Genomic DNA, 24004 nt, shown 5'->3' on the forward strand with positions numbered 1-24004 from the left:
ACCCGTTGGTCACACCTGCCTCATTGACCTCCGGCTGGGACCGTGATCGTGTTGCCCGGCTCTCAGCGACAACCGCGAGCGGCCCGGCGTAGTCGCTGAGAGCTGGGCACCACGAACGTCTTTCGGTCCAGGGGCCATTGGGACGGAAGTGAACTCAGGCAGGCCGGCTAACGGCCCTCGGAGAATGCCCGCAGCGAGTCCACCTGAGCCGGATCGAGTGACGGCCGCACCGTCGCCCGCGCCTTCGCGACGTCCTCGGCGGTGACGTCGGCGGCGTCGATCGACCGCCGCATAGCCGTCAGCGCCGCCTCCCGCAGCAGTGCTACGCAGTCGGCGGCGCTGTAGCCGTCGAGGTCGTCGGCGAGCGCGTCCAGATTCACGTCGGCGCTCAGGGGGATCGACTTTCCTGCGGTGCGCAGGATGTCGCGTCGCGCGGCGGCGTCCGGCGGTTCGACGAACACCAGCTTCTCCAGCCGGCCGGGGCGCAGAAGCGCGGGGTCGATGAGGTCGGGCCGATTGGTGGCGCCGAGCACGACGACGTCGCGCAGCGGGTTGATGCCGTCGAGTTCGGTAAGCAGCGCGGCGACCACGCGATCGGTGACGCCGGAGTCGAAGCTCTGCCCGCGTCGCGGCGCCAGCGCATCGATCTCGTCGAGGAACACCAACGAAGGAGCGGAATCGCGTGCGCGGCGGAACAATTCGCGCACAGCCTTTTCCGACGAACCCACCCACTTGTCCATCAATTCGGCACCCTTGACCGCGTGAATGGACAACCGGCCCGTGCTGGCCAGCGCTCGCACGACGAACGTCTTCCCGCACCCGGGCGGTCCGTACAGCAGCACGCCGCGCGGTGGGTCGACGCCAAGCCTTGCGAACGTGTCGGGGTGCTGAAGCGGCCACAGCACGGCCTCGGTGAGCGCCTGCTTGGTTTCCACCATGTCGCCGACGTCATCGAGCGTCACCGACCCGACGGCGACCTCCTCGGTGGCCGAACGGGACAGCGGGCGGATCACCGAAAGCGCACCGACGAAGTCGTCCTGAACCAGCGCGGGTGGCTTGCCGTCGGCGCTCGCCCTTGCGGCCGCGCGAAGTGCGGCTTCGCGAACCAGTGCGGACAGGTCGGCAACGACGAAACCCGGTGTGCGGTCGCCTATTTCGTCGAGCTTCAAGCTTTCGGACGGCACACCGCGCAGCAGCACCTCGAGCAACGCCTTGCGGGTGGCGCCGTCGGGCAGGCTGAGCCCGAGTTCGCGGTCGCACACCTCCGGTGCGCGCAGTCGGGGGTCGACCGCGTCCGGCACCGCGGACGTCGCGATGAACGCGACGCCCTTGGTGGCTACCGCGTTGCGCAATTCGGTGAGGATCAACGTGGCGACTGGTTCCGCGGTGGCCGGTAACAGCGCGTCGACGTCGGTGATCAGCAGCACGCCGCCGCCGGCCCGTACGGTCGACACCGCCGACGCCACACTTGCCAGCCGGTCCTCGGCCCGCAATGCGCCGACGTCGGGGCCGTCCAACTCGACCAACCGCCGCTCGCGGCACACCGCGCGCACCATGGTGGCCTTGCCGACGCCGGCGGGACCGGACACCAGCACGCCGAGATTGGCTTTGGCGCCAAGGGTTTCGAGGAGTTTCGGTTCGTCGAGCGCGAGCTTGAGCCACTCGGTCAGCCTGCCCGCCTGGGCGTGGCTGCCCTTGAGGTCGTCGAAGGCGATGAGCGGGTCCTGGGTCGCCGTGCTGATCGTGTGCTGACCGGTGCCCAACCCCACGGCGCCGGTTGGGCCAGCGGCCCCGTCGCCCCAGGTGACCAGTGAGTTCGGCTGGACGCTGACCGCGCCTGCGGGGTCGACGCTGGTGACGGTTAGAAGTTCGGAGGTCCAGGTGATGCCGACCGACGAGGCGAGCGCCGTGGTGGCCGCCGACGTCGACGTGCCTGGGCCCAGGTCGCGGGGTAGCAACGACACCGTGTCGCCGACCGTCATCACCTTGCCGAGCAGGGCCATTCGCAACGTCGCAGGCGAAACCGACTGGGTCGCGAGCTTCGATCCGCTCAGCGTGATCGACCGCGCGCCGTACACCGTCACCGGCGCCACGATCACGCCTGCGTCCTCCCGGAGTCCGGCGTTGGACAGCGTGACGTCGTCGAGCAGCGCGGTGCCGGTGGGCGTGTCGTCCGGTGCCACCCCGACCACGGTGGCGGTGGTGCGCGCGCCCGTCAACGAGACGGCATCCCACTCCCGAATGCCAAGGGCGGCAAGCACTTCGGGGTGCAACCGGGCTACTCCCCGTCGATTGTCCAAAGCCGAGGTGTTCAACCGCGCGGTCAGCCGGAGGTGGGACAGCGGAGCATCCTCGGCGGGTGACTCGACGGGTTCATTCATTTTTCGATCCTGGCCTGCGCAACCCGAGACGCGCCGAGGACCCGCGACGCGGCTGTGCCCGCCGCGTGGCGCGGCGGACCTCACGGCGTTGTTTCGGTTTGGCGTCCCATGCCTCAGGGCGCGCGGCCACCCAGCGCTGGCTGCGGATGGTGAAGGGGATGATGCACAGGTAACCGGCGATGATCAGCAGCACGAGGATGTACGGGAACAGAAGCAGCCCGGCGGCCGCGGCTGCCACCAGGATCAGCAGGACGGGCGCGGCGTTCGGTGGCACCGAGATGGCCTTCAGCGCCAGGGTGGGCACTCGACTGACGAGCAGCGCGGCGTTCGCCGCCAACCACACGCAGACGAACCAGTGTGACGTCCACCAACCTTGGCCGAACTGCATCATGGCGACCAGCGGGCCGATCGCCCCGACGGCGCCGCACGGGGCGGGCATGCCGGTGAAGAACTCGCGGGTGTAGGCGGGTCGGGTGTCGTCGTCGAGCAGCGCGTTGAAGCGGGCCAGTCGGAGCACGACACACACCACGTACAGCAGCACGAAGATCCAGCCGGCCTGCGAGTGCTGCAGCATGGTCACGTAGATCACCAGAGCGGGTGCCACGCCGAAGTTCACCGCGTCGGCGAGCGAGTCGATCTCGGCGCCCATCCGCGACTGTGCGTTGAGCGCGCGCGCAATGCCGCCGTCGATGCCGTCGAGGATGGCGGCCGCGCCGATGAGCGCCAACGAGATCCACGGCTTCTCGTCGAGCGCGAACTTGATCGAGGTCAGCCCCGCGCAGATCGCGAGCACGGTGGTGGCGCTTGGCAGGATGCGCATGGAGATCTGCGGTGTCTTGATGCGCGGTCTCATCGGGGCAACTCCGCCAGCACGGTCTCGCCGCCGATGGCGCGCTGGCCGAGTTCGACGAGCACGTTGGCGGCTTCGGGGAAGTAGGTGTCCAGCCGGGACCCGAACCGGATCAGCCCGTACGTCTCGCCGAGCGCGAGCTTGTCGCCGACCTTCGTCGAGCAGACGATGCGGCGCGCGATGAGGCCGGCGATCTGCACGGCGACCACGTCGACGCCCTCGGCGGTGCGGATCCACACGCTGTTGCGCTCGTTGTTGGTGCTGGCCTCGTCGCGCTCGGCCGAGCCGAAGTGTCCGGGCTGGTACTTGATGGTGACGACCTCGCCTGCGACGGGTGCGCGCTGGACGTGCGCGTCGAAGATCGAGAGGAAGATGCTGACGCGCGTCATCGACGCCGCCGGCAGGTTGAGTTCGGCGGGCGGGACGACCTGTTCGATGAGGGTGACCCTGCCGTCCGCGGGCGCCACCACCAGCCCGGGGCGCGTCGGCGGAACGCGCGGCGGGTGGCGGAAGAACGCACCGGACGCGGCCGCGGCGGTCAAGCCCGCGCCGCGCAGCCAGCGGTTGCGCCGCCCGACGGCGGCCAGCCCAAGCGCACCCGCGATGAACGGAAGGCCCGCCGGGTGGACGGGTGGGACGGTGGAGCGGACGAGCTCAAGGAAGCGGGTGAGCTCGGATTGGTCGGCGGCATCGATTGGGCGCGCGGGTCTGGCCATCAGGGTCTCGATTCTACGGTTGGACTGATCGGCTCGGGGCGGCTAGCGCAAGTCCCATACGCGCACTGTGGATCCCGCGGCCAGTTCGGTGACGTCCTCGGCGAGTTCCAGCAGGCAGTTCGCCGACGCGAGCCACCGTAGATGATGCGAGGCGGGCGGCCCATAGGTGGTGACGGTGCTCGACGTGGAGTCCAGGACCCCGCGGCGGAACTGACGCTTGCCGCGCGGCGAGGTCAGCGGCTCGGTGAGCGTGGCCTCGATGTGCGGGCGGTCGGGATGGGGCAGCGACATCGCGGCGCGCAGCGGCGTGCGGATGAACACCTCGAAGGACACCAGCGCGCTGACGGGATTGCCTGGCAGCGTGATGATCGGGGTCGAGTCAAACCTTCCCGCGCCCTGCGGCATGCCGGGCTGCATGGCCACCTTGACGAACTCGACTTCCTCGCCGAGCGAATCCTTCACGACCTCGTAGGCGCCCGCGCTGACGCCGCCGGTGGTGATGATCAGGTCCGCCGCTCCGGCGTGCTTCTGCAGCGTGGCGCGGAACGTCTCGACGTCGTCGCCGGTCATGGGCGAGGCCACCACCTCGCCGCCCGCGTCGCGGACCGCCGCGGCCAGCATCACGGCGTTTGACTCGTAGATCTGGCCTGGGCGCAGCTCAGTGCCGGGGGCGACGAGTTCGGTACCCGTCGACATCACCAGAACCCGTTGCCGCGGAACGACGTTCAGTTCGGCCAGGCCAAGCGCCGCGGCCAGTCCGAGCGCTGCCGGGCTGAGTACCTGGCCCGCGTGAAGCACCGTGGTGCCTGCGGTGACGTCCTCGCCCGCGTGACGGAGATGCTGGCCGGGCTTCGCGGAGGCGCGGATCGAGACGGTCTGGGTGCCGCCGTCGGTGGCCTCGACCGGTACCACCGCCGTGGCGCCTGCGGGCACCGGTGCGCCCGTCATGATGCGGTGCGCGGTACCCGGCTCGAGCGTGAGCAGGTCGGTGCGTCCGGCCGGGATGTCTTCGGCGACAGGCAGTTTCACGGGATGCTCATCGGACGCGTCGGCGACGTCCTCGGCCATCACGGCGTAGCCGTCCATTGCCGAGTTGTCGAAGCCGGGCAGCGACAGCGGGGCGGCCACGTCGGCGGCCAACACCAGCCCGAGCGCATCGGCCAACGACACGTTGATGGGCTTGCGTGGCTCGATGAGCCCGGCGACCACGCGCTGGTGGTCCTCGACGGATCGCATGTGTCAGACCGGGTAGGTGACGCCGGTGAGTTCCTCGGAAACCGTCCAGAGCCGCTCTTGGAGGCCCTGGTCGTAGGACTGTCTGCTTGACGCAACGACTTTCGGGTATCCGCGGGTCCCGCCGAGCCCGTCGGGTCCGTAGTACTGGCCGCCCAGCGCGGTGGGGTCCGTCGCGGCGCGCAGGGTGGGAAGCGCACCCATCGCAGCGCTCTGCGACACGAACGGATACAGAAAGTTGAGCACGGGGTTCTGTCGACCGAGTTCGGTGTCGGCGACGCCCGGATGCGCGGCCAGCGCAATCGTGGGCTCCTGCCCGGCTGCGAGCCGACGCTGCAATTCGTAGGTGAACAACAGGTTCGACAGCTTCGACTGGCCGTAGCCGACGACGCGGTCGTAGCTGCGCTCGAACTGTAGATCGTCGAAGTGGATGGCGGCCCGGATCCGGTGTCCGACGCTGCTGAGCGTCACTACGCGCGAACCCTCCACCGGCAGCAAGTGATCGAGCAACAGTCCGGTCAGCGCGAAGTGGCCGAGGTGGTTGGTGCCGAATTGCAGTTCGAACCCATCGGCAGTGGTCTGCCGCGGCGACGGATACATGACGCCCGCGTTGTTGATCAGCAGGTCGATGCGCGGGTTGCCTGCCTTGAGTTCCTCGGCAGCGGCGCGTACCGACTGCAGCGAGCCCAGGTCAAGCGCTTGGACCTTCACGTCGGCGTGAGGCACTGCGCCGACGATCTTCGCGGCGGCCGCGTCGCCCTTCTCGGTGTTGCGGACCGCGAGCACCACTTTGGCTCCGTGCGCAGCCAGCACTCTGGCGGTGTCATAGCCCAGTCCGGTGTTCGAGCCGGTGACGATGGCGACGCGCCCCGTCTGATCGGGCACGTCGGCGTCAGTCCACTTTGTGTTGGCGCTCATGTGCACGACGATACTGGGCGTGGTGTTCACTCTGGTCGATCCCGCGAATCGCCCGAGCCGGAAGGCGCCGCTGGTGTGGGCGCTCGGCTCGGCGCTGCGCTGGACGTTGCTGATCATTGCTCAACTGGTGTGGTTCGCCTTTGATCGACCCGACGGGCGGCTGGGGTGGCTACACGCCACGGCGGCGGTGGCGACCGGGTTGGGTGTGGCGCTGTTCGTGTTCGTGGTGCCCTGGTGGCGGTATCGGGTGCACCGCTGGGAGTTGGGTGCGCAGGCCGTGTACACGCGGACCGGCTGGCTGGTGCAGGAGCGCCGCATTGCGCCCATCTCGCGGGTGCAGACGGTCGACACGCAACGCGGTCCGCTGGATCGATTGTTCGGGCTCGCGAACGTCACCGTGACGACGGCGTCTTCGGCTGGGGCGGTACGGATCATCGCGCTCGACTCTGACGTCGCCGACCAACTCGTCGCGCAACTGACCGACGTTGCGGCGATCGGAGAGCAGGACGCGACGTGACCGTCCCGGTCGAATGGCGCAGGCTGAGTCCACGCATGCTGCTGGTGCACCCGATCCACGACCTGGTGCGCCAGCTTCCGCTGCTGATTGGGTCGCTGGTGGTCGGGGCGTCGACCGGTAACGCCATGTGGGCGGTCGCGGTCACGGCGTTCCTGGTCGCGTTCGGTGTCGCCCGGTGGTTCACCACTGCCTATCGCATCGACGACGAGCAGATCTCGCGTCGCGAAGGGGTCCTGCAGCGCAAGGTCTTGTCGTTGCCGCGCAGCCGAATTCGATCGGTGTCGACGGACGCCCGGCTGCTGCACCGGCTGCTGGGGCTGACGGTGGTCAAGCTGGGCACCGGTCAGGAGGCGAAGGGCAGCGCGGAGTTCGCCCTCGATGCCGTCCGGTCCGAAGAGGTTGCGGGGCTGCGGGCCTTGCTGCTCGACGAATCCCCATCGGTCGCCACCGAACAAGGGACACCCGAGCGGGTGCTCGCCCGGTGGCAGCCGTCCTGGCTGCGCTACAGCCCGCTGAGCTTCACCGGGTTGGCGATGATCATGGCCGCCGTCGGTCTGGTCTATCAGACGGGAGCCGTTGCAAGGCTGGAGAATTCGGAGCTCGCGCAGCAAGGCCTTGATGCCGCAGCGCGGCTGGGAGTCTTGGCCAGCGTGGGGTTGGCTGTGCTCGCGGTGCTGCTCTTTTCGGTGTTCTTGTCGGTGCTGCGCTCATTGGTCACGTTCGGCAATCTGGTGTTGTCCCGACGTGACGACGCGCTGCATCTGCAGCACGGTCTGCTGAGGGCGAGGGAGTACACCTACGACACGGCGCGGTTGCGCGGCGGCACCATTCGGGAGCCGCTGCTCGTCCGTGCGTTCGGAGGTGCCCGACTCGATGCGGTGATGACCGGAGTGGCAGGGGCGGGCGAAGCGTCCCTGCTGCTGCCGCCTTGTCCGCGGGCCACGGCGGAGACGGTGTTGGCCGAGCTGACCAACCCGGTCGTTGTCGGCGGCGAGTTACGGCGGCACGGACCCGCCGCGGTGCGCAGGCGATGGACTCGGGCCATGGCGCTTCCGGTCGCGTCGGTGGTGGCACTGGCGGTTGCCTCGAGCTTCGTTCCGGTGGCGCCATGGGCATGGGTGCTGTGCGGGGTCCTGTTGACGGGCGGCGGACTGCTCGCTCTTGACCGTGCGCACGCGCTCGGCCATCGCGCCGGGGACGGCTGGCTGGTCGCGCGGTCCGGCAGCCTGGACAGGCGGCGAGACTGCATCGCCGCCGGGGGCGTCATCGGCTGGACGGTGCGACAGACGTTCTTTCAACGCAGGGCAGGGGTGGCGACGCTGGTCGCGGCGACGGCGGCGGGGCTGAAGGCCTACCGGGTGCTCGACGTGCCTGCGGACCTCGCATGGTCGGTGGCCGCGGCGACGACGCCGTGGGTGGCCGAGCAGGAGTGGGCTCGCAGCAGTTAAGCGGTAAGTGGAGGCCCGAGTTGCGCCGAAACGTATGCCGTTTAACCTCGGCACCATGGCTATCGGTGGCGTGTTGTTCGACATCGATGGCGTTCTGGTGACTTCGTGGGAGCCGATCGCAGGCGCGAGCGAAACCTTGCAGGTGCTCGCCGACCATCAAATCGCGCGGACGTACCTCACGAACACCACCACCCGCACCCGCGTTCAGATCGCCGAGTTGCTCACCAAGGCCGGTATGGACGTCTCCGCCGACGAGGTGATCACGGCGGCGGTGCTGACCGCCGACTACGTCCGTGACCGCTATCCGGATGCCCGTTGCTTCCTGGTCAACAGCGGTCACATCGGGGAGGACATGCCCGGCATCGACGTCGTCTACGCCAGCGACGTCCGCCATGTCGAACCGGAGGCGCCCGACGTCATCCTGCTCGGCGGGGCGGGTCCCGAATACGACCACGTGACGCTCAGCCGGGTCTACGACTGGATGGCACAGGGCATCCCCGTGGTCGCGATGCACCGCAGCACGTCGTGGAACACCGCCGACGGGCTGCGCATCGACACCGGCATGTACCTGCTCGGCATGGAGGAGACGTCCGGCCGAAAGGCCGTCGCCGTCGGCAAGCCCGCGCCAGAAGGATTCCTGGCATCGGCGAACCGGCTCGGCGTCGATCCCGAGGAGATGTACATGGTCGGCGACGACCTCAACAATGACGTGCTGGCCGCCCAGGTGGTCGGGATGACCGGTGTGCTGGTCCGCACCGGAAAGTTCCGCCAGGACACGTTGGACCGCTGGACCGCAGACGAATTCGCGATGCAGCCCAACCACGTCATCGACTCGGTGGCAGAGCTTCCCACGTTGCTTGGACTCTGAGCGCCGCCTCCGCGAAATTCATCCGTTCGGTTGATGTTGCGCGTCGCCATTCCTGATTCGCTTGACAGCGGAAGGATCGGCTATTGGTGACACGGGGGAGTCGCCGGTGGCGATCATCGGTGAGCACGTGGCGGTGCCGGGGGGCGAGCATGGCCGGCATGCTCGTGGTCGCGTGCTCACCGACTTCCACGAACCTCTATGGGCGCAGCGCCAGGAGAAGCCGCACCAGTTCGGCCTGTCGGTGGGTGTCCGTCTTCGCGAAGATGCGCTGTAGATGGGTCTTGACGGTGGCCACCGACAACGCCAGTTCGTCGGCAATCGGTTTCAGTCCGTGACCGCCCGCAACCAGTTGAGCCACGGCCGCTTCCGCGGTCGTCAGCCCGAAGAGTCTGCGTAGCAGCTCAGCCGAGGGTGCCGGGTCGTCGTTCGGGTCGATCACGACGACCAGTGCCCGGGGTGGGCCATGGTCACGGGCCGTGAACGGCGTGACGTGCACGACGTAGGGCCGCCCCGCCGAAAGCCGTTGGCACAAAAAGGAATTACCAGTCTTGGCGTTGGCGCTGGACAGGCCGAGCGCAGCTCCGACGCTCCGCCTGAGTTCGGCGTGGGCTGCGGACGGCGCTACGCAGAGGCTGCCGGCCCGCACGTTCGGCCCATTGCGGCTCGCGAGCAATTTCTCCGCGGCGGAGTTGAGGTGCACGATCACGGCGCCAGGTCCGACGACGAAGACGGCGTGGCGCATTCCGTCGACGGCCTCGGCCGCGTCGCTGGCCCGTACCGCCAGGTCGGAGATGTACTTCTGAGTGTGCAACGCCTGCTGGAGGTGCGGGATCAGCGCGCTGACCAGCTTCACCCGGTCGGGCGTGGCGAACTCGTCACCGCCTGCAGGCGCCGCCACCAGAAAGCACGTGGGGAGGTCACCATCAGTCAGGCGGACGAACAACCCGTCGTCCATCTTGTGCGGAGCCATCCAATCGACGTTGAATTCCGACCTGGCGTTGAGTGCGGTCAGTGCGGTGCCGCCACGGACCAGGCCAACGGGTCCGCGTTCGACGGCGTCCAGCACGTAGTCCACGTTGCGGTAGTAGTCGGAGTACGCCTGCATGGCATCCGGCGGAAGGCTCGCACTCTTGATCGATCGGCTACATCCGTCCGCGATGATCATTCCGCTGCTGGTCGAGTTGAGCGCCTCCCGGATGATGGTCATGGCTTCGATCCAGTGCTCGGGCGTGGTCGCCGCGGCATGGATCGCGGTGACCATTCGCGAGTATTCGTCGATCGTGACCATCGCGACCTCCCAACTGTGCTGCTGGTCGGGACTTTAGCGGCGTGGGTAGCGCGCCGCACGTTATCAACATGATCGTCAATTGATCACTAACTGAACGAGTTTGCACCAGTAGTGATTTGTGGAGCTCGCTAGGTCTTCAGCGACCTGACCGCTTCGATGCGTGCGGCGATCTGTTCGGAGTTGGCCGCTGCGACCACCGGGCCGCCGCAGATCCGGCGCAGTTCGTTGTGGATCCATCCGTGCGGCTTGCCCGTCCGATGGTGTGCCAGGGTCACCAGCGCGTTGAGTTCCTTGCGGAGGTCGCGCAACTGGCCGTGGGTGGTCGAGACCACCGGCAGCGTGCCGCCTGCGGCGGTGCGCTTGTCCAGCTGCTCTTCCTGCCTGCGCCGCAACAGATCTCGCATCTGCCCGGCATCCAGTAGGCCCGGGATGCCGAGGAAGTCGGCCTCCTCGTCGCTGCCTGCCGGCGTCGCCGTGCCGAACGACGAGCCGTCGAAGATCACCTGGTCCAATTCGGCATCGGCGCCCAGCATCTCGAAGCCGTTGTCCATGTCACTGGACTCGTCCTTCTGCTTCGCGGCGTCGGCGAGCAATTCGTCGTCGAGTCCGTCGGATTCCCGGTGCGGCTTGCCCAACACGTGGTTGCGCTGCGCCTCGAGCTCACTGGCCAACTGCAGCAAGTTGGGCACCGACGGCAGGAACACACTCGCCGTCTCGCCGGGCCTGCGCGACCGGACGAAGCGGCCGATCACCTGCGCGAAGAACAGCGGCGTCGACGCACTGGTCGCGTACACGCCGACGGCCAGCCGCGGCACGTCGACGCCTTCGGAGACCATGCGCACCGCGACCAACCACCGGCTGGTGCCCTGCGAGAAGGTGGTGATGCGGTCCGACGAGCCCTTGTCGTCGGACAGCACCACCGTCGGAGCCTCGCCGGTGATGGTCGTCAGAAGGTCCGCGTAGGCGCGGGCGGCCGTTTGATCCGACGCGATGATCATGCCGCCGGCGTCCGGCACGTGCTGGCGCTTCTGTTGCAGCCGGGTATCGGCCGCGGCGATCACCGCGGGCATCCACTCGCCCGCCGGATTGAGTGCAGTCCGCCAGGCGCGCGCGGTGTGCTCGGCGGTGAGCGGCTCACCCAACCGGGCCGCGTGCTCCTCACCCGCGCTGTCACGCCATCGCGATTCCCCGGAGTACGCGAGGAACACGACGGGCCGCACCACCCCGTCGGCCAGCGCCTCGGAGTAGCCGTAGGTGTGGTCGGCCTGGGAACGCTCGAGGCCGTCGGGGCCGCGTTCGTACGTGACGAACGGGATCGCGCTGTCGTCGCTGCGAAACGGCGTGCCCGTCAGCGCCAGCCTGCGCGACGCGTCGCCGAAGGCCTCGCGGATCGCCTCGCCCCAACTCTTGGCGTCGCCGCCGTGGTGGATCTCGTCGAACACCACCAGCGTCTTGCGGTTCTCGGTGCGCACCCGGTGCCGACCGGGGTGGCTGGCCACCTGCGCATAGGTGACGACGACGCCGTGATACTCGTCGGAGTTCTGCGCCGACGAGTTGCTGAACTTGGGATCCAGCGCCATGCCGACGCCTGCCGCGGCCTGCGCCCACTGGACCTTGAGGTGTTCGGTGGGCACCACCACGGTGACCCGCTCGACGACGCCCTCGGCGAGTAGCTCTCCGGCGATGCGCAGCGCGAACGCCGTCTTGCCTGATCCGGGGGTCGCCACCGCAAGGAAGTCACGTGGTTGGGCGGTCAGATAGCGCACCAAAGCCCGACGTTGCCAGCCCCGCAAAGCCTGGGTGCTGGGCGCTGCGTAAGCCCGCACCCGAAGACTCCTATCTGGTCGAAGGGCAGTCTAGGGCACACCTACAGCCGGGGCTAATGATGTGAGGGGACATGGGATTTCGTGTCGTGTTCCCGCTGCGTCGACCGCGCGTGTCGGCCACCGGCGTGTCGCCGCCGCCCGATGTCCAGAGGTTTGCCACCTGACTTCCAAGGTGCGGCCAGGCTTGGGGCCTACCGTGCGCGAATGCCCACCCGACGGACGTTCCTCGCGGCAATGGCGGGTACCGCTGCCGTGCTGGGTAGCGGTGCGCTCCGGCCGGCTGTCGGCGCCGCCGCAACCGGCGTCGATCCCAGGTCCATCGCGACGCTCAACGCCGGTCGGGCGCCGACCCAGTGGGGCATGGCGCTGCCAGGCATCGTCACGACGTTTGCCCCGACCGGCCGCCAACTCGCGTTGACGTTCGATGCGTGCAGCGGCGCGTGCGACAACACGCTGCTGAGCACACTGCTGCGGTACAACGCCCCGGCCGTGCTGTTCATCTGCTCGAGGTGGATCGACGCCAACCCGGGGCGGGTCGAACAGTTGGCCGCAAACCCGTTGTTCGACATCGGCAACCACGGCACGCGTCACGTGCCGCTTTCGGTGACGGGCCGGTCCGCGTACGGGATTGCGGGCACGAAGTCCGCCGACGAGGCCGTCGCCGAGGTGTGGACCAATCAGAACCGCATCACCGCACTCACCGGCACCGCACCGTCCTGGTACCGGACGGGCACCGCGCACTACGACGACGTCGGTGTGCAGATCGTGCACGAGCTTGGCCTGACCCCCGTCGGGTTCTCGGTCAACGCCGACAACGGGGCGACGTCACCGGCAGGCAAGGTCGGAGCCGCGATCACCGGCGCCGCGCCAGGGTCGATCGTGTTGGCCCACATGAACCATCCGGCGTCGGGGACGGCCGCTGGGGTGGCGGCCGCGATTCCGGCGCTGAGCGCGGCCGGCTGGCAGTTCGTGCGGCTTTCCGGTCAATCCGTGCAGTGACAGTTCACTCTGGGTCGTCGCCGGCCACGCGCAGAATGGTCGGATGCCCTCCGACACCGCTGACGAGCACGACCCGTTCGTCCGGGTGCTCGGCTCGCGGGTGCACAACCTGCGCGCCGTCGACGTAGCCGCTCCGCGCGACGCGTTGGTCGCGTTCACCGGCATCTCGGGATCGGGTAAGTCGTCGCTGGCGTTCGGCACGATCTACGCCGAGGCGCAGCGCCGCTACTTCGAATCGGTCGCGCCGTATGCCCGGCGACTGTTGCTGCCGACGGGCGCACCCAAGGTCGACGACATCACCGGGTTGCCGCCCGCCGTCGCACTACAGCAGCGGCGCGGCTCGGCGTCGTCGCGGTCGTCGGTCGGCACGGTCACGACGCTGTCGAACCTGCTGCGGATGCTCTACTCCCGTGCGGGCACGTTCCCCACGGGCTTCACCGAGCGGCTGGACTCCGACTCGTTCTCGCCGAACACGGCGATCGGCGCCTGCCCGGAGTGCCACGGCCTCGGCCGGATCCACCGGGTCACCGAGCAGACGCTGGTACCCGACGCCACGCTGACCATCCGCGAGGGCGCCGTCGCCGCCTGGCCCGGCGCGTGGCAGGGGCAGAACCTGCGCGACATCCTCATCACGCTCGGCTACGACATCGACAAGCCGTGGCACCGGCTCTCGAAGAAGCAGCGCAACTGGATCCTGTTCACCGACGAGCAGCCCACCGTCGAGATCCATCCGGACCGACACAACGTCACCGCCGACTACTACTACAACGGCACCTTCTCCAGTGCCGAGCGCCACGTCCGGCACACGCTCGCCAATTCGCAGAGCGCGATGATGCGCAGGCGGGTGCTCAAGTTCGTCGACAGCGTGGCCTGTCCGGTCTGCGACGGCTCGGGGCTACGGCCCGAAGCGCTGGCGGTCACCTTTGCGGGCCGCAACATCGCCGAGCTGGTGACGCTGCCGCTGGCCGAGATGGCCGACGTGCTGCGCCCCACGGCCACCCGCACTGAATTCGAGGCCGCGTTCGAGGGCACCACCTCGGGTGAGCTGACCGAGGTGGCCACGATGATCGCGGCCGACCTGGTGGCCCGCATCCAGGTGCTGATCGAACTGGGACTGGGCTACCTGGCCCTGAACCGCCGCACGCCGACGGTCTCGCCGGGGGAGTTGCAACGGCTGCGACTGGCCACTCAGCTGCGCGCGGGGCTGTTCGGCGTGCTGTACGTGCTCGACGAACCGTCGGCAGGCCTGCATCCCGCCGACGCCGAGCCGCTACTCGACGTGCTGGACAGGCTGCGCCGGGCGGGTAACTCGCTGTTCGTCGTCGAGCACGACATGGACGTAGTGCGACGCGCGGACTGGATCGTCGACGTGGGGCCTGGCGCGGGTGAACTCGGCGGCGAGGTGCTCTACAGCGGACCGGTGGCCGGGCTGGCCGACGTCGACGCCTCGATCACCCGCCGATACCTGTTCGACGAAACGCCACCTCCGACCAGGGACCCGCGCCCGCCGATCGGCACACTTGCGTTGCGCGGCATCAACTTTCACAATCTGAGGGGCCTCGACGTCGAGGTGCCCCTTGGGGCCTACACCGCCGTGACCGGGGTGTCCGGCTCTGGCAAGTCGACGTTGGTCTACAAGGTGCTCGGCGACGTCGTCACCCGTGCCCTCGGCGGCGACGTGGGGGAGCCCGAATCCACCGAGGACGAGCAGAACGCCGAGATCGTCGACCTCGATCACGACGCCAGCATCGGAGTCGCGGCCGACGGAGTCGAACTGATCGATCGTCTGGTCGCGGTGGACCAGAAGCCGATCGGTCGTACCCCGCGCTCGACGCTCGCGACGTACACCGGCTTGTTCGACGCGGTACGGAAGGTCTTCGCGGCCACGCCTGCGGCCCGCAAGCGTGGCTGGACCGCCGGTCGGTTTTCGTTCAACGTGGCCGAGGGTAGATGTCCCACCTGTCAGGGCGAGGGCTTCGTATCCGTCGAATTGCTTTTCCTCCCAGGCACTTACGGCAAGTGTCCGACGTGCCACGGCGCCCGCTACAACGAGGCGACGCTCGAGGTGCGCTACCGCGACCACACGATTGCCGACGTGCTCGCGATGACGGTCGACACGGCCGCGGAGTTCTTCGCAGACGTCACCGGCGCCGCGCGGAGCCTGGCGACGCTGCAGGAGGTCGGGCTCGGCTATCTCCGGCTCGGCCAGCCGGCGACCGAGCTATCCGGCGGCGAGGCGCAGCGGATCAAGCTGGCCTCCGAACTTCAGCGGCCACGGCGCGGGCACACGCTGTACGTGCTCGACGAGCCGACCACCGGCCTGCATCCCGCGGACGTGGAGCTCTTGGACCGGCAGTTGCACCGCCTCGTCGACGCGGGCAACACCGTGGTGGTCGCGGAGCACGACATGCGGGTGGTGGCAGGGACCGACTGGGTGATCGACCTTGGCCCGGGTGCCGGCGACGCGGGCGGGCGGGTGGTCGCAGCGGGCACTCCGGCTCAGGTCGCCGCGTCAAGCGAAAGCCGCACGGCGCCTTATCTTTCCGCGCAACTCAAACGAAGTAGTTGTCGTTCGCGATGAACCATTCGCGGCGCTCGTCGTCGGTCAGGTCGCCGAGCTTGGCGAGCCCCTCGAAGTAGTGCTCCCGCGGCGCGCCGGGCGCGAACAGCATCAGGACGGACGCCGGTTCGTCGGCCTCGTTGCGGAAGCCGTGGATGCCACCCGGCGGGACGTAGAGGAAGTCGCCTTGGTGCCCGTCGAGCCAGTCGGTGCCGTCGTAGAGCTTCATCGACCCCGACAACACGAAGAACGCCTCTGACATCGCGCGGTGGAAATGCGGCCCTGGTCCGCCTGCCTGTGGTGCGAGGTCGACGCGGTAGAGGCCGTAGTCGCCGTCGGTCTTCTGCTGGTTCGCGAGGTAGTGATATTGCACCAACCCGAACGAGTCGTAGTCCGGCGGTTCATCGGCGCGGCGCAGCGTCGCGCCGACCTCCGGCTGTTCGTTGGTGAAGCGCTGCGGCGGATACGGCGGAACGACTAGTGACATTGCCGTCGAGAATACCGTCGGGCTCAGACCGGGATCATCACTCCGGTGAGCTCCTCGGAAACCGCCCACAACCTGCGCGCGACGTCGCTGTCATGCGACCTGCCGTTCGATGCGACGACCTCGGGGTAGCCGCGCATTTCCGCGAAACCGCCGGGGCCGTAGTACTCGCCACCCGACACGTTGGGGTCGGTGGCGGCGCGCAGCGTCGGCAACGCGCCCATTTCGGTGCTCTGCTCGATCTGCTGGAAGGCCACCCGCACCACGTTGGGCAGACTGCGGGACAGTTCGGAGGCAGAGCCGCCGGGATGAGCGGCGACTGCGATCGTGTCGGTGCCGTTCAACCTCCGCTGAAGCTCGTAGGTGAAGAGCAGATTGGCGAGCTTCGACTGCCCGTACGCCGCGGCCCGCCCGTAGCGGCGCTCGGACTGCAGGTCGTCGAACCGGATGCGGCCCGCTCGGTGGCCCATGCTGCTGACGGTCACCACTCGAGACAGCGGAGTCGCGAGCAACAGGTCGAGCAGTCGGCCGGTGAACGCGAAGTGGCCAAGGTGATTGGTCCCGAACTGGAGCTCGAAACCGTCCTTCGTGGTCGACTTCGGGGTCATCATGACGCCGGCGTTGTTGATCAGCAGGTCGAGTTGGTCGAGGCCTGACCGAAGTGCCTGGGCGGCGTCCTCGACCGACGCCAGCGACGAGAGGTCGAGTTTTTGAACCGAGACGTCGGCGCCCGGATGCGCCCTGACGATCAGGTCCGCGGCGGCCTTGCCCTTGTCGAGGTTGCGCACGGCCAGCACGACCCGCGCTCCGCGGGCGGCGAGCGCGGTCGCGGTTTCGTAACCCAGCCCGGTATTCGCACCGGTGACGACGGCGGTACGCCCACTCTGATCGGGCATGTCTGCGAAGTTCCAGCCGGTTTTGGAGATGGGCATGTTGCTCCTTAGTACGATGGATTCGGAACGCGCACTCCGTTTGATTAGACTATACGGAACGCACGCTCCGCTTTGTCAACCGGAGGACGGAAAGTGACCGAAACTGCGCGCCCGCTGCGAGCCGACGCGGCCCGCAATCGGGCCCGGCTGCTCGCGGTCGCCTACGAGACATTCGCGGCGGAGGGGCTCGCGGTGCCGATCGACGAGATCGCGCGCCGGGCCGGCGTCGGCCCTGGCACCATCTACCGGCACTTCCCCACCAAGGAGGCGCTCTTCAAGGCGGTCATCGAAGAGCGGGTGCGCAGCATCGTCGAAACGGCCGAGTCGTTGTTGGCGCGCGACCCGGGGTCGGCGCTCTTCGAGTTCCTCCGAGAACTGGTCCGGACTGCTGCTGCCGACCATGGCATTGCCGACGCGCTGGAGGGCTACGGCGTCGACTTCAATGCCGCGGCCCCCGGTGCGGAAGCGGCGTTCCTCGAAGTGCTCGACGAACTGCTGGCAGCGGCGCAACGCGCGGGCACGGTTCGGACCGACGTGGGGGCCGCCGAATTGAAGGCGCTGCTGATGGTCTGTAAGTCGACTCAGGAGCACGGAGACGCCGTCGCCGACCGGGTCGCCTGCGTCATCGTCGACGGCCTGCGGACGATGTCGTAGGCCGTTCGGCCCTGGCGCGGTGCCGAGAGCAGCAATGTTCGTCCGCCGTTACCTTGCACTCGCCCTGGTCGAGTGCTAAAAATGACATTGGCACTCGCGATCGGTGAGTGCTAGGTCGGGCCGGTGAGGCTGGGGCCGCACCTGCGGGAGCACACCCACAGCCGTCCGTCGCGGGCACTGAACCCGACCAACAAACGTGCGATCCCCTAATTCGGAGGAATCACTTCGCAATGGCCAAAACAATTGCGTATGACGAAGAGGCCCGTCGCGGCCTCGAGCGGGGGCTCAACGCCCTCGCCGACGCGGTAAAGGTGACGTTGGGACCCAAGGGCCGCAACGTCGTTCTGGAGAAGAAGTGGGGCGCCCCCACGATCACCAACGATGGTGTTTCCATCGCCAAGGAGATCGAGCTGGAGGACCCCTACGAGAAGATCGGCGCAGAGCTGGTCAAGGAAGTCGCCAAGAAGACTGACGACGTCGCGGGCGATGGCACCACCACCGCCACCGTGCTCGCTCAGGCACTCGTGCGCGAGGGTCTGCGCAACGTCGCGGCAGGCGCCAACCCGCTCGGTCTGAAGCGCGGCATCGAGAAGGCCGTCGAGAAGATCACCGAGACGCTGCTTGCTTCCGCCAAGGAGGTCGAGACCAAGGAGCAGATCGCTGCTACCGCAGGGATTTCGGCCGGTGACCAGTCGATCGGCGATCTGATCGCCGAGGCACTGGACAAGGTCGGCAACGAGGGTGTCATCACCGTCGAGGAGTCCAACACCTTCGGGCTTCAGCTGGAGCTCACCGAGGGCATGCGCTTCGACAAGGGCTACATCTCGGGCTACTTCGTCACCGACGCCGAGCGTCAGGAAGCGGTCCTCGAGGATCCGTACATCCTGCTGGTCAGCTCCAAGGTGTCGACCGTCAAGGATCTGCTTCCGCTGCTGGAGAAGATCATCCAGTCCGGCAAGCCGCTCCTGATCATCGCCGAGGACGTCGAGGGCGAAGCCCTTTCCACCCTGGTGGTCAACAAGATCCGTGGCACCTTCAAGTCCGTCGCCGTCAAGGCCCCGGGCTTCGGTGACCGCCGCAAGGCCATGCTGCAGGACATCGCGATCCTGACCGGTGGCCAGGTCATCAGCGAAGAGGTCGGCCTCTCGCTGGAGACCGCGGACGTCTCGCTGCTCGGCACCGCTCGCAAGGTCGTCATCACCAAGGATGAGACCACCATCGTCGAGGGCTCGGGCGACTCCGATGCCATCGCCGGTCGCGTGGCCCAGATCCGCGCCGAGATCGAGAACAGCGACTCCGACTACGACCGCGAGAAGCTGCAGGAGCGCCTGGCCAAGCTGGCCGGCGGTGTTGCGGTGATCAAGGCCGGAGCAGCCACCGAGGTGGAGCTCAAGGAGCGCAAGCACCGCATCGAGGACGCCGTTCGCAACGCGAAGGCCGCCGTCGAAGAGGGCATCGTCGCCGGTGGCGGCGTGGCGCTGCTGCAGGCCGCACCGTCGCTGGATGAGCTTGAGCTCGTCGGTGACGAGGCGACCGGCGCGAACATCGTGCGCGTCGCACTGTCGGCCCCGCTCAAGCAGATCGCCTTCAACGGCGGCCTGGAGCCGGGTGTCGTCGCAGAGAAGGTGTCCAACCTTCCTGCGGGTCACGGCCTGAACGCCGCGACCGGTGAGTACGAGGACCTGCTGAAGGCCGGCGTCGCCGACCCCGTCAAGGTCACCCGTTCGGCGCTGCAGAACGCGGCGTCCATCGCGGCGCTGTTCCTCACCACCGAGGCCGTCGTCGCCGACAAGCCGGAGAAGGCGTCCGCACCCGCGGGCGACCCGACCGGTGGCATGGGCGGCATGGACTTCTAAGTCCAAGCTCTGTACGGAAGAGCCCGGTCCCCTTGGGGGCCGGGCTTTTTCGTGTCGCCATCCCGCCGAAAGGGAATCTGGCGACGCTACCGAGCGATATCCGTCGTCAAGTTCACAGTCGCGGACTCCGGTGATGTCGCCAGGTGTTGACCTAAGTCATCCATTGTTGACATACTCCACCTGTGGCGCACCGCGCACCACCATCGAGGGGGTCCCATGAGTGCTCAGGTACGTCCGCAGGCCAGGTTCGCGACGGCGTTGATGGCTGCCGGGGTGGTGTCAGCAGTCGCGGTCGTGGGCATGCCCGAGCATCCGACGATCAGCGTGGACGTCGCGAACGCATCGGCGGTCACCGACGCGCTGTACGGGCTCGGCGACGGCGTCGGGTTCCTGTCCAGCATGGTCGGCATCCACGTCGACGCGGCGGTCTCGCTGCCGTTCGAGGCGACGCTGGCCGTGCTGGCCGTGGCGCAGCACCCGGAGCTGGCCCCCAACGTGTTGAGCTATCTGGTGCAGCGCTTCGTGAATCCCGCTGTGGGGCCGCCGATCGCCGCCTATCCGTGGGAGACCGAGCAGGCCTTCGCCGTGCTCGCGACCCTGTTCCCGTATCCGCTTGGCCCGAGCGCCACCGAGCCCGGCCTGGTCAACGAGGCGAGGCTGGCGTTCGCGGATGCGTTCAACAGCGTGCTCGGCCAACTCCCCGATCCGCTGCCCGGATACGACGCGGTACAGGACGTCATGAACGACACGGTGCTCGGCGGCACCGTCGTCGCAGGCCAACTCGCGGCGCGCGCACCGCTGTACATGGCCTGGAACACCGTGAACTACCTCGGCTATCTGCCTGCGAACGTGGAGGCCACGCTCGAGTCGGCGGTTGCGACGCCGGACCAGGTTCCCGGGCTGGCCAGCAATCTGGTCTACGGCCTGCTTTCTCCGGACGCCAAGGTCGGATTGTTCGGTCAACTGCTCGACAACGCCGTGGACCCACTCACCTGGCTGCCCAAGCCGATCGGTCAGTCCACGAATCCAAAAGTCGTCCTGGCCAACGAGATTCGCACAGCCATCGACGAGGCGACCAACGGGGTCCTGTCGGTGCTCCCGAAGCCGGTGAAGCCGTCCGCGGCGCAGAACCCACCCGCCAACTTGCCGACGGGGACGTCGACTGCGTTTGGCGAAGATGCGGCCCCGAAGTCGACGAAGCCGGTCGAGAAGCCAACTTTCAACACGCGAGCGAAGTCCGACGACAAGAATGCCGACGCCAACGTTGGGCCAAGCAAGGCCAAGCACCGCAAGACCGAGTCGATCAAGGATCGCGTCACCCGCGCGTTGAGCGGGGGCCGCCACACCAAGCCGGCCAAGGCCGAAAGCGCCAAGCCCTCGGGCGCGGCCGCGTAATCAGGAGCCTGGTGAGGCCGCTACAGATCCTGCAGCGGCGTCGGTTTCAGCAGCAGTGTGGCGGTGACGGCGATGGCCGCGGTCGCCACCAGGTAGCCGCAGGCGAGCCACGGCGTGCCACCGGCCACACCGATGAGCGCGGTGAGAATCAGTGGTGTCAGGCCGGACGCGTAGACACCCGACAGTTGATAGACGGTCGACAGCCCCGTGTAGCGGATCCGCGCGGGATACAGCGCCGCGTACAGCGTCCCTTCCGCTCCGTAGAACAGCGCATGGATGACGCCGAACACCACGAGCAGGGCCAACGCGTATAGCCAGATGTTCTTGGTTCCGAAGAGGGCGAAGACCGGGAACACGGCGAGGCCGTAGGCGGCAATACCCACGGCGTACACGCGCTTCGGGCCGAACCGGTCGGTCAGCAGGCCCGACACCGGGATCAACACCGCCATCAGCAGGGCCGCGACGGTGACGGACACCAGCACCGGAATCTTGTCCAGTTTCAGGGTGGCCGTCGCATAGGAAATGGCGAAGACGCCCCATGTGTTGAACGCCGCCCCCTCGCCCCACCGCGACAACATGCCGAGCACCGTCGACCGCAGGGCCGGCGGTTTGAAGACTTCCTTCACCGGCACCGCGGCGCGGTCGTCGCTGTCGCGAACTTTTTCAAACGCGGGGGTTTCGGTGGCGCGCGACCGAACCACGACACCGAAGATCACCAGCAAGATGCTGAGCAGGAAGGCGATCCGCCACCCGTAGGTCAAAAAGGCCTCATCGGGAAGCACGTACTGAAGCAGGGCGAAGACTCCGGTGCCGAGGGCCAATCCGATGGCGAGTCCGATCTGCGGGACACTGCCGAACAGACCGCGCCGACGTGGCGGGCCGTGTTCGACCGCGAGCAGGACTGCACCTGCCCACTCGCCACCGAGCGCGAAGCCCTGCACGATTCGCAACAGCAACAACAGGATTGGGGCCAACACGCCGATCTGTGAGGCAGTGGGTAGCAAACCCATGAGCGCGGTCGCCCCGCCCATCAGGAACATGGTCAGCGCCAACGTTCGCTTGCGCCCGATGCGGTCTCCGATGTGGCCGAAGACGAAGCCGCCGATGGGTCGCACCAGGAAGCCGACCGCGAAGGTGGCGAACGACAGCAGCGTGCCCACGAACGTCGTCTGGTCGGGGAAGAAGGCCTTGTTGAACACCAGGCTGGCGGCGGTGGCGTAGAGAAAGAAGTCGTACCACTCGATGGTGGTGCCGACCAGGCTGGCCCACAGCGCTGTCCGAGCCTGAGGCGAAATAGGGGGAGCGGGGTCGCCGAGGTCGACGGCCGCGTTGGTCACGGTCACGTCGTCCAGTAAGGACACAGGTAAGCCCGCGATCCCAGAGTTGGGCGCGTGATGATCGCAACGAGGCGTCGTCAGTCGCCGATGGGTACGCAATCGTCGCCGCAGCCCGATGCCGTCGGGAGACCGGGTGCTGCCGGTCGGTGCAACACGGCACGAATCGGCGCGACGGTCAGTCCGGCATCACCGCACTCGCCGCGGCCGTCGACGATCAGCGTGTAGCCGCCTGGTTCGCGTGGTGGCCAGACGAGCGTGACGTCGGGATGGGCGGCCGCGTTCTTGCCAGTGGATCGGCCGACGCCCCCGATGTGGAACGTGCCGTCGGATAGCGCCGTGTCGACCGCGACGGTGTGGGCGCGGTAGTCGTCGCCGACCGTGATCAGGTAGGCAAACGTGAAGTCGCTCAGCGCATCAGCCAAGTGCTCGAGGTTCACCTTCACGCTCATGGGCTTGAGCCTACGGCCGGTCGCGCCGAGCCAAGACGTCCGCGTAGACGTGCATCGGCAGTGCCAGGCCCAGTGCCATTCCGGTGACGATGACGGCCGCGCCGATCAGGTCGGCCGAGGCGGCGCTGAATAGCTGCGCGGACGGGTGGCTGGCGAACTCGACGAAGCCGGCAAGCGTGCGGAACACGAACACCCCTGGCACCAGCGCGACGACCGCGGCGAATCCGATGCCCGCGAACGGGATTCGCATGCGATGGGAGATCGGTACCAGCAGCACCCCGACCAGTAGACATGACACGAACGCCGCGACCGCCGGGTTGGCTCCTATGTGGAGGGCATACCAGTGCACGGCGTGGGCCAGCATGCCTGCGCCGACCGGCCAGCCGATCATCCGCCATGGCATCGAGAAGTAGACCGGATAGGAAGCCGCCGCCACGCCTGCGGCCAGCACATCGACCACCAGCGGTACCGGACTGGATGACGCCGTCACCGCAAGCATCTGACCGCCCGCGTGCAGTCCCAGGATCAGCCCGGCTGCGATGGCGGTGAGCAGCATCATCCCGAAGGCCAGCCGCGCCAGCCCAAGCGTCACCCGCAGGTCCAACAGATCCAGTGCTCCGTTGAGGATGTGCGGACCGGGCACAAGCACCATCGCCGGACAGATCGCGACGATGGCGGCGGAGGTGCCCAGCTGCAGGTGTGCGGCCGCCGCGCCGACGGCTCCTGCGAGCGCAGCGGCCACGAAGACCTGCACCAACGGTCCCGCGCCCACGGCGCCCAGCCACCGCCGCAGCAGCCCGCCGGCTGCCGCGGCAACCGCCGCCAGAAGGATCACAAGCGGATGGCTCGCTCCATAGATGATGGATAACGCCGCGGCCCCCGTCGCGCACGCGAGCGCGAAAGGGGCGATACCAGAGAATGATTGGGCCTCAGCCTCGGCGACCCCGCGCGCCACGTCGTCCGGATTCAGCGGGCCGTCCTGAGCCCGATCGACCACCGACATCATGCGTGCGACCCGACGCATGTTGATGACGGTCGGCGACACCGCGGCGGTCAGCACGGTGTTACGGGACCCGGCCGCGGTGAGCGTCAACATCGACCAGGACGGGACCACCACGGCGTCCAGCCCCATCCCGCGGTTGAGCCGCTCGACCGCGGTCTGCGTCATCTGGGTGGACTGACCGTTGGCGTACAGCAGCGCGGCCGCCGCCAGCAAGGTGTCGTAGCGTGCCGCTCGCTCGTCGGACATGGGGAGATTCTGGCAGCTGTGCCGGAGCTTGCGGAATGGGGACG

General features: G+C 68.0%; 20 protein-coding genes. 8 read left to right on the top strand and 12 right to left on the bottom strand.

What is annotated here, in order from left to right; translation table 11 throughout:
- Positions 1-167 precede the first annotated feature (167 nt).
- Genes SLQ30_RS20925 through SLQ30_RS20945 form a run of 5 tightly spaced genes read right to left on the bottom strand, consistent with a single transcriptional unit; the run spans position 168 to position 6098 of the window.
- Positions 168-2381, bottom strand: a complete 2214-nt coding sequence (locus tag SLQ30_RS20925) for an AAA family ATPase (RefSeq protein ID WP_319448076.1) — start codon at positions 2379-2381, stop codon at positions 168-170.
- Complete coding sequence (locus SLQ30_RS20930; RefSeq protein ID WP_319448075.1) at positions 2374-3234, bottom strand: phosphatidylcholine/phosphatidylserine synthase; 861 nt, start codon at positions 3232-3234, stop codon at positions 2374-2376. Before SLQ30_RS20930 ends, SLQ30_RS20925 begins: the two co-directional genes overlap by 8 nt.
- Positions 3231-3947, bottom strand: a complete 717-nt coding sequence (locus SLQ30_RS20935; RefSeq protein WP_319448074.1) for a phosphatidylserine decarboxylase — start codon at positions 3945-3947, stop codon at positions 3231-3233. The genes SLQ30_RS20930 and SLQ30_RS20935 overlap by 4 nt, the downstream gene beginning before the upstream one ends.
- Positions 3948-3989: 42 nt before the next feature.
- Complete coding sequence (glp, locus tag SLQ30_RS20940; RefSeq protein WP_319448073.1) at positions 3990-5183, bottom strand: gephyrin-like molybdotransferase Glp; 1194 nt, start codon at positions 5181-5183, stop codon at positions 3990-3992.
- A 3-nt stretch (positions 5184-5186) separates the two neighbouring features.
- On the bottom strand, positions 5187-6098 hold the full coding sequence (locus SLQ30_RS20945) for an SDR family NAD(P)-dependent oxidoreductase (protein WP_319448072.1): 912 nt from the start codon (positions 6096-6098) through the stop codon (positions 5187-5189).
- Between SLQ30_RS20945 and SLQ30_RS20950 the strand changes: the two genes are divergently transcribed.
- From SLQ30_RS20950 to SLQ30_RS20960, 3 genes are read left to right on the top strand one after another with little or no spacing between them, the layout of a single operon-like run.
- A complete protein-coding gene (locus tag SLQ30_RS20950; protein WP_319448071.1) occupies positions 6097-6615 on the top strand; it encodes a PH domain-containing protein in 519 nt (172 codons plus the stop codon). The two genes, SLQ30_RS20945 and SLQ30_RS20950, sit on opposite strands and share 2 nt — an antisense overlap.
- On the top strand, positions 6612-8063 hold the full coding sequence (locus SLQ30_RS20955) for a PH domain-containing protein (RefSeq protein WP_413468108.1): 1452 nt from the start codon (positions 6612-6614) through the stop codon (positions 8061-8063). The genes SLQ30_RS20950 and SLQ30_RS20955 overlap by 4 nt, the downstream gene beginning before the upstream one ends.
- Positions 8064-8118: 55 nt before the next feature.
- Positions 8119-8931 (top strand): HAD-IIA family hydrolase, encoded by an 813-nt coding sequence (locus SLQ30_RS20960; RefSeq protein WP_319448070.1) that lies wholly within the window; start codon positions 8119-8121, stop codon positions 8929-8931.
- Positions 8932-9127: 196 nt separating this feature from the next.
- Here the strand turns inward: SLQ30_RS20960 and SLQ30_RS20965 are convergent, their stop codons facing one another.
- Both SLQ30_RS20965 and SLQ30_RS20970 read right to left on the bottom strand, forming a co-directional pair.
- On the bottom strand, positions 9128-10219 hold the full coding sequence (locus SLQ30_RS20965) for a helix-turn-helix transcriptional regulator (RefSeq protein ID WP_319448069.1): 1092 nt from the start codon (positions 10217-10219) through the stop codon (positions 9128-9130).
- Between the two features lie 128 nt (positions 10220-10347).
- Positions 10348-12045, bottom strand: a complete 1698-nt coding sequence (locus SLQ30_RS20970; RefSeq protein ID WP_319448068.1) for a DEAD/DEAH box helicase — start codon at positions 12043-12045, stop codon at positions 10348-10350.
- A 204-nt stretch (positions 12046-12249) separates the two neighbouring features.
- Here SLQ30_RS20970 and SLQ30_RS20975 point away from each other — a divergent pair, with 204 nt between their 5' ends.
- The gene (locus SLQ30_RS20975) at positions 12250-13044 is read left to right on the top strand and encodes a polysaccharide deacetylase family protein (protein WP_319448067.1); all 795 of its coding nucleotides are present in this window, start codon (positions 12250-12252) and stop codon (positions 13042-13044) included.
- Positions 13045-13087: 43 nt separating this feature from the next.
- Positions 13088-15625, top strand: coding sequence for an excinuclease ABC subunit UvrA (locus SLQ30_RS20980; RefSeq protein WP_319448066.1), 2538 nt, complete (start codon positions 13088-13090; stop codon positions 15623-15625).
- On the opposite strand, the gene SLQ30_RS20985 is transcribed toward SLQ30_RS20980, so the two are convergent.
- Positions 15597-16091 carry a cupin domain-containing protein gene (locus tag SLQ30_RS20985; RefSeq protein WP_319448065.1) on the bottom strand — a complete coding sequence of 165 codons (495 nt, stop codon included), beginning with the start codon at positions 16089-16091 and terminating at the stop codon, positions 15597-15599. The genes SLQ30_RS20980 and SLQ30_RS20985 overlap by 29 nt on opposite strands.
- Before the next feature lie 23 nt (positions 16092-16114).
- Complete coding sequence (locus SLQ30_RS20990) at positions 16115-17020, bottom strand: SDR family NAD(P)-dependent oxidoreductase (protein ID WP_319448064.1); 906 nt, start codon at positions 17018-17020, stop codon at positions 16115-16117.
- A gap of 93 nt (positions 17021-17113) precedes the next feature.
- Here SLQ30_RS20990 and SLQ30_RS20995 point away from each other — a divergent pair, with 93 nt between their 5' ends.
- The 3 genes from SLQ30_RS20995 (at position 17114) to SLQ30_RS21005 (ending at position 20925) form a co-directional block, all read left to right on the top strand.
- A complete protein-coding gene (locus SLQ30_RS20995) occupies positions 17114-17674 on the top strand; it encodes a helix-turn-helix domain-containing protein (protein WP_319448063.1) in 561 nt (186 codons plus the stop codon).
- Positions 17675-17904: 230 nt separating this feature from the next.
- Positions 17905-19530 carry a chaperonin GroEL gene (groL, locus tag SLQ30_RS21000; RefSeq protein WP_319448062.1) on the top strand — a complete coding sequence of 542 codons (1626 nt, stop codon included), beginning with the start codon at positions 17905-17907 and terminating at the stop codon, positions 19528-19530.
- Positions 19531-19746: 216 nt separating this feature from the next.
- Positions 19747-20925: a hypothetical protein gene (locus SLQ30_RS21005; RefSeq protein ID WP_319448061.1), complete on the top strand. Its 1179-nt coding sequence runs from the start codon at positions 19747-19749 to the stop codon at positions 20923-20925.
- Between the two features lie 20 nt (positions 20926-20945).
- On the opposite strand, the gene SLQ30_RS21010 is transcribed toward SLQ30_RS21005, so the two are convergent.
- From SLQ30_RS21010 to SLQ30_RS21020, 3 genes are all read right to left on the bottom strand, one after another.
- Positions 20946-22268, bottom strand: a complete 1323-nt coding sequence (locus tag SLQ30_RS21010; protein WP_413468109.1) for an MFS transporter — start codon at positions 22266-22268, stop codon at positions 20946-20948.
- Positions 22269-22339: 71 nt separating this feature from the next.
- Positions 22340-22711 (bottom strand): pyridoxamine 5'-phosphate oxidase family protein, encoded by a 372-nt coding sequence (locus tag SLQ30_RS21015; RefSeq protein WP_319448060.1) that lies wholly within the window; start codon positions 22709-22711, stop codon positions 22340-22342.
- Positions 22712-22721: 10 nt separating this feature from the next.
- Entirely contained in the window at positions 22722-23960 is a 1239-nt protein-coding gene (locus tag SLQ30_RS21020) for a threonine/serine exporter family protein (protein WP_319448059.1), read from the bottom strand.
- Between the last annotated feature and the right edge of the window lie 44 nt (positions 23961-24004).

It is taken from the genome of Mycobacterium sp. RTGN4 (assembly GCF_033804635.1).
Taxonomy (GTDB): Bacteria; Actinomycetota; Actinomycetes; order Mycobacteriales; family Mycobacteriaceae; genus Mycobacterium.

What these genes read in the sequence shown, in the direction of transcription:
- SLQ30_RS20980 (WP_319448066.1), top strand. Translation starts at nt 13,088, where the DNA reads ATGCCCTCCGACACCGCTGACGAGCACGACCCGTTCGTCCGGGTGCTC.
- SLQ30_RS21020 (WP_319448059.1), bottom strand. Translation starts at nt 23,960, where the DNA reads ATGTCCGACGAGCGAGCGGCACGCTACGACACCTTGCTGGCGGCGGCC.
- SLQ30_RS21005 (WP_319448061.1), top strand. Translation starts at nt 19,747, where the DNA reads ATGAGTGCTCAGGTACGTCCGCAGGCCAGGTTCGCGACGGCGTTGATG.
- SLQ30_RS20990 (WP_319448064.1), bottom strand. Translation starts at nt 17,020, where the DNA reads ATGCCCATCTCCAAAACCGGCTGGAACTTCGCAGACATGCCCGATCAG.
- SLQ30_RS20975 (WP_319448067.1), top strand. Translation starts at nt 12,250, where the DNA reads ATGCCCACCCGACGGACGTTCCTCGCGGCAATGGCGGGTACCGCTGCC.
- SLQ30_RS20945 (WP_319448072.1), bottom strand. Translation starts at nt 6,098, where the DNA reads ATGAGCGCCAACACAAAGTGGACTGACGCCGACGTGCCCGATCAGACG.
- groL (WP_319448062.1), top strand. Translation starts at nt 17,905, where the DNA reads ATGGCCAAAACAATTGCGTATGACGAAGAGGCCCGTCGCGGCCTCGAG.
- SLQ30_RS20930 (WP_319448075.1), bottom strand. Translation starts at nt 3,234, where the DNA reads ATGAGACCGCGCATCAAGACACCGCAGATCTCCATGCGCATCCTGCCA.
- SLQ30_RS20925 (WP_319448076.1), bottom strand. Translation starts at nt 2,381, where the DNA reads ATGAATGAACCCGTCGAGTCACCCGCCGAGGATGCTCCGCTGTCCCAC.
- glp (WP_319448073.1), bottom strand. Translation starts at nt 5,183, where the DNA reads ATGCGATCCGTCGAGGACCACCAGCGCGTGGTCGCCGGGCTCATCGAG.
- SLQ30_RS20965 (WP_319448069.1), bottom strand. Translation starts at nt 10,219, where the DNA reads ATGGTCACGATCGACGAATACTCGCGAATGGTCACCGCGATCCATGCC.
- SLQ30_RS20985 (WP_319448065.1), bottom strand. Translation starts at nt 16,091, where the DNA reads ATGTCACTAGTCGTTCCGCCGTATCCGCCGCAGCGCTTCACCAACGAA.
- SLQ30_RS20950 (WP_319448071.1), top strand. Translation starts at nt 6,097, where the DNA reads ATGTGCACGACGATACTGGGCGTGGTGTTCACTCTGGTCGATCCCGCG.
- SLQ30_RS21015 (WP_319448060.1), bottom strand. Translation starts at nt 22,711, where the DNA reads ATGAGCGTGAAGGTGAACCTCGAGCACTTGGCTGATGCGCTGAGCGAC.
- SLQ30_RS20935 (WP_319448074.1), bottom strand. Translation starts at nt 3,947, where the DNA reads ATGGCCAGACCCGCGCGCCCAATCGATGCCGCCGACCAATCCGAGCTC.
- SLQ30_RS20960 (WP_319448070.1), top strand. Translation starts at nt 8,119, where the DNA reads ATGGCTATCGGTGGCGTGTTGTTCGACATCGATGGCGTTCTGGTGACT.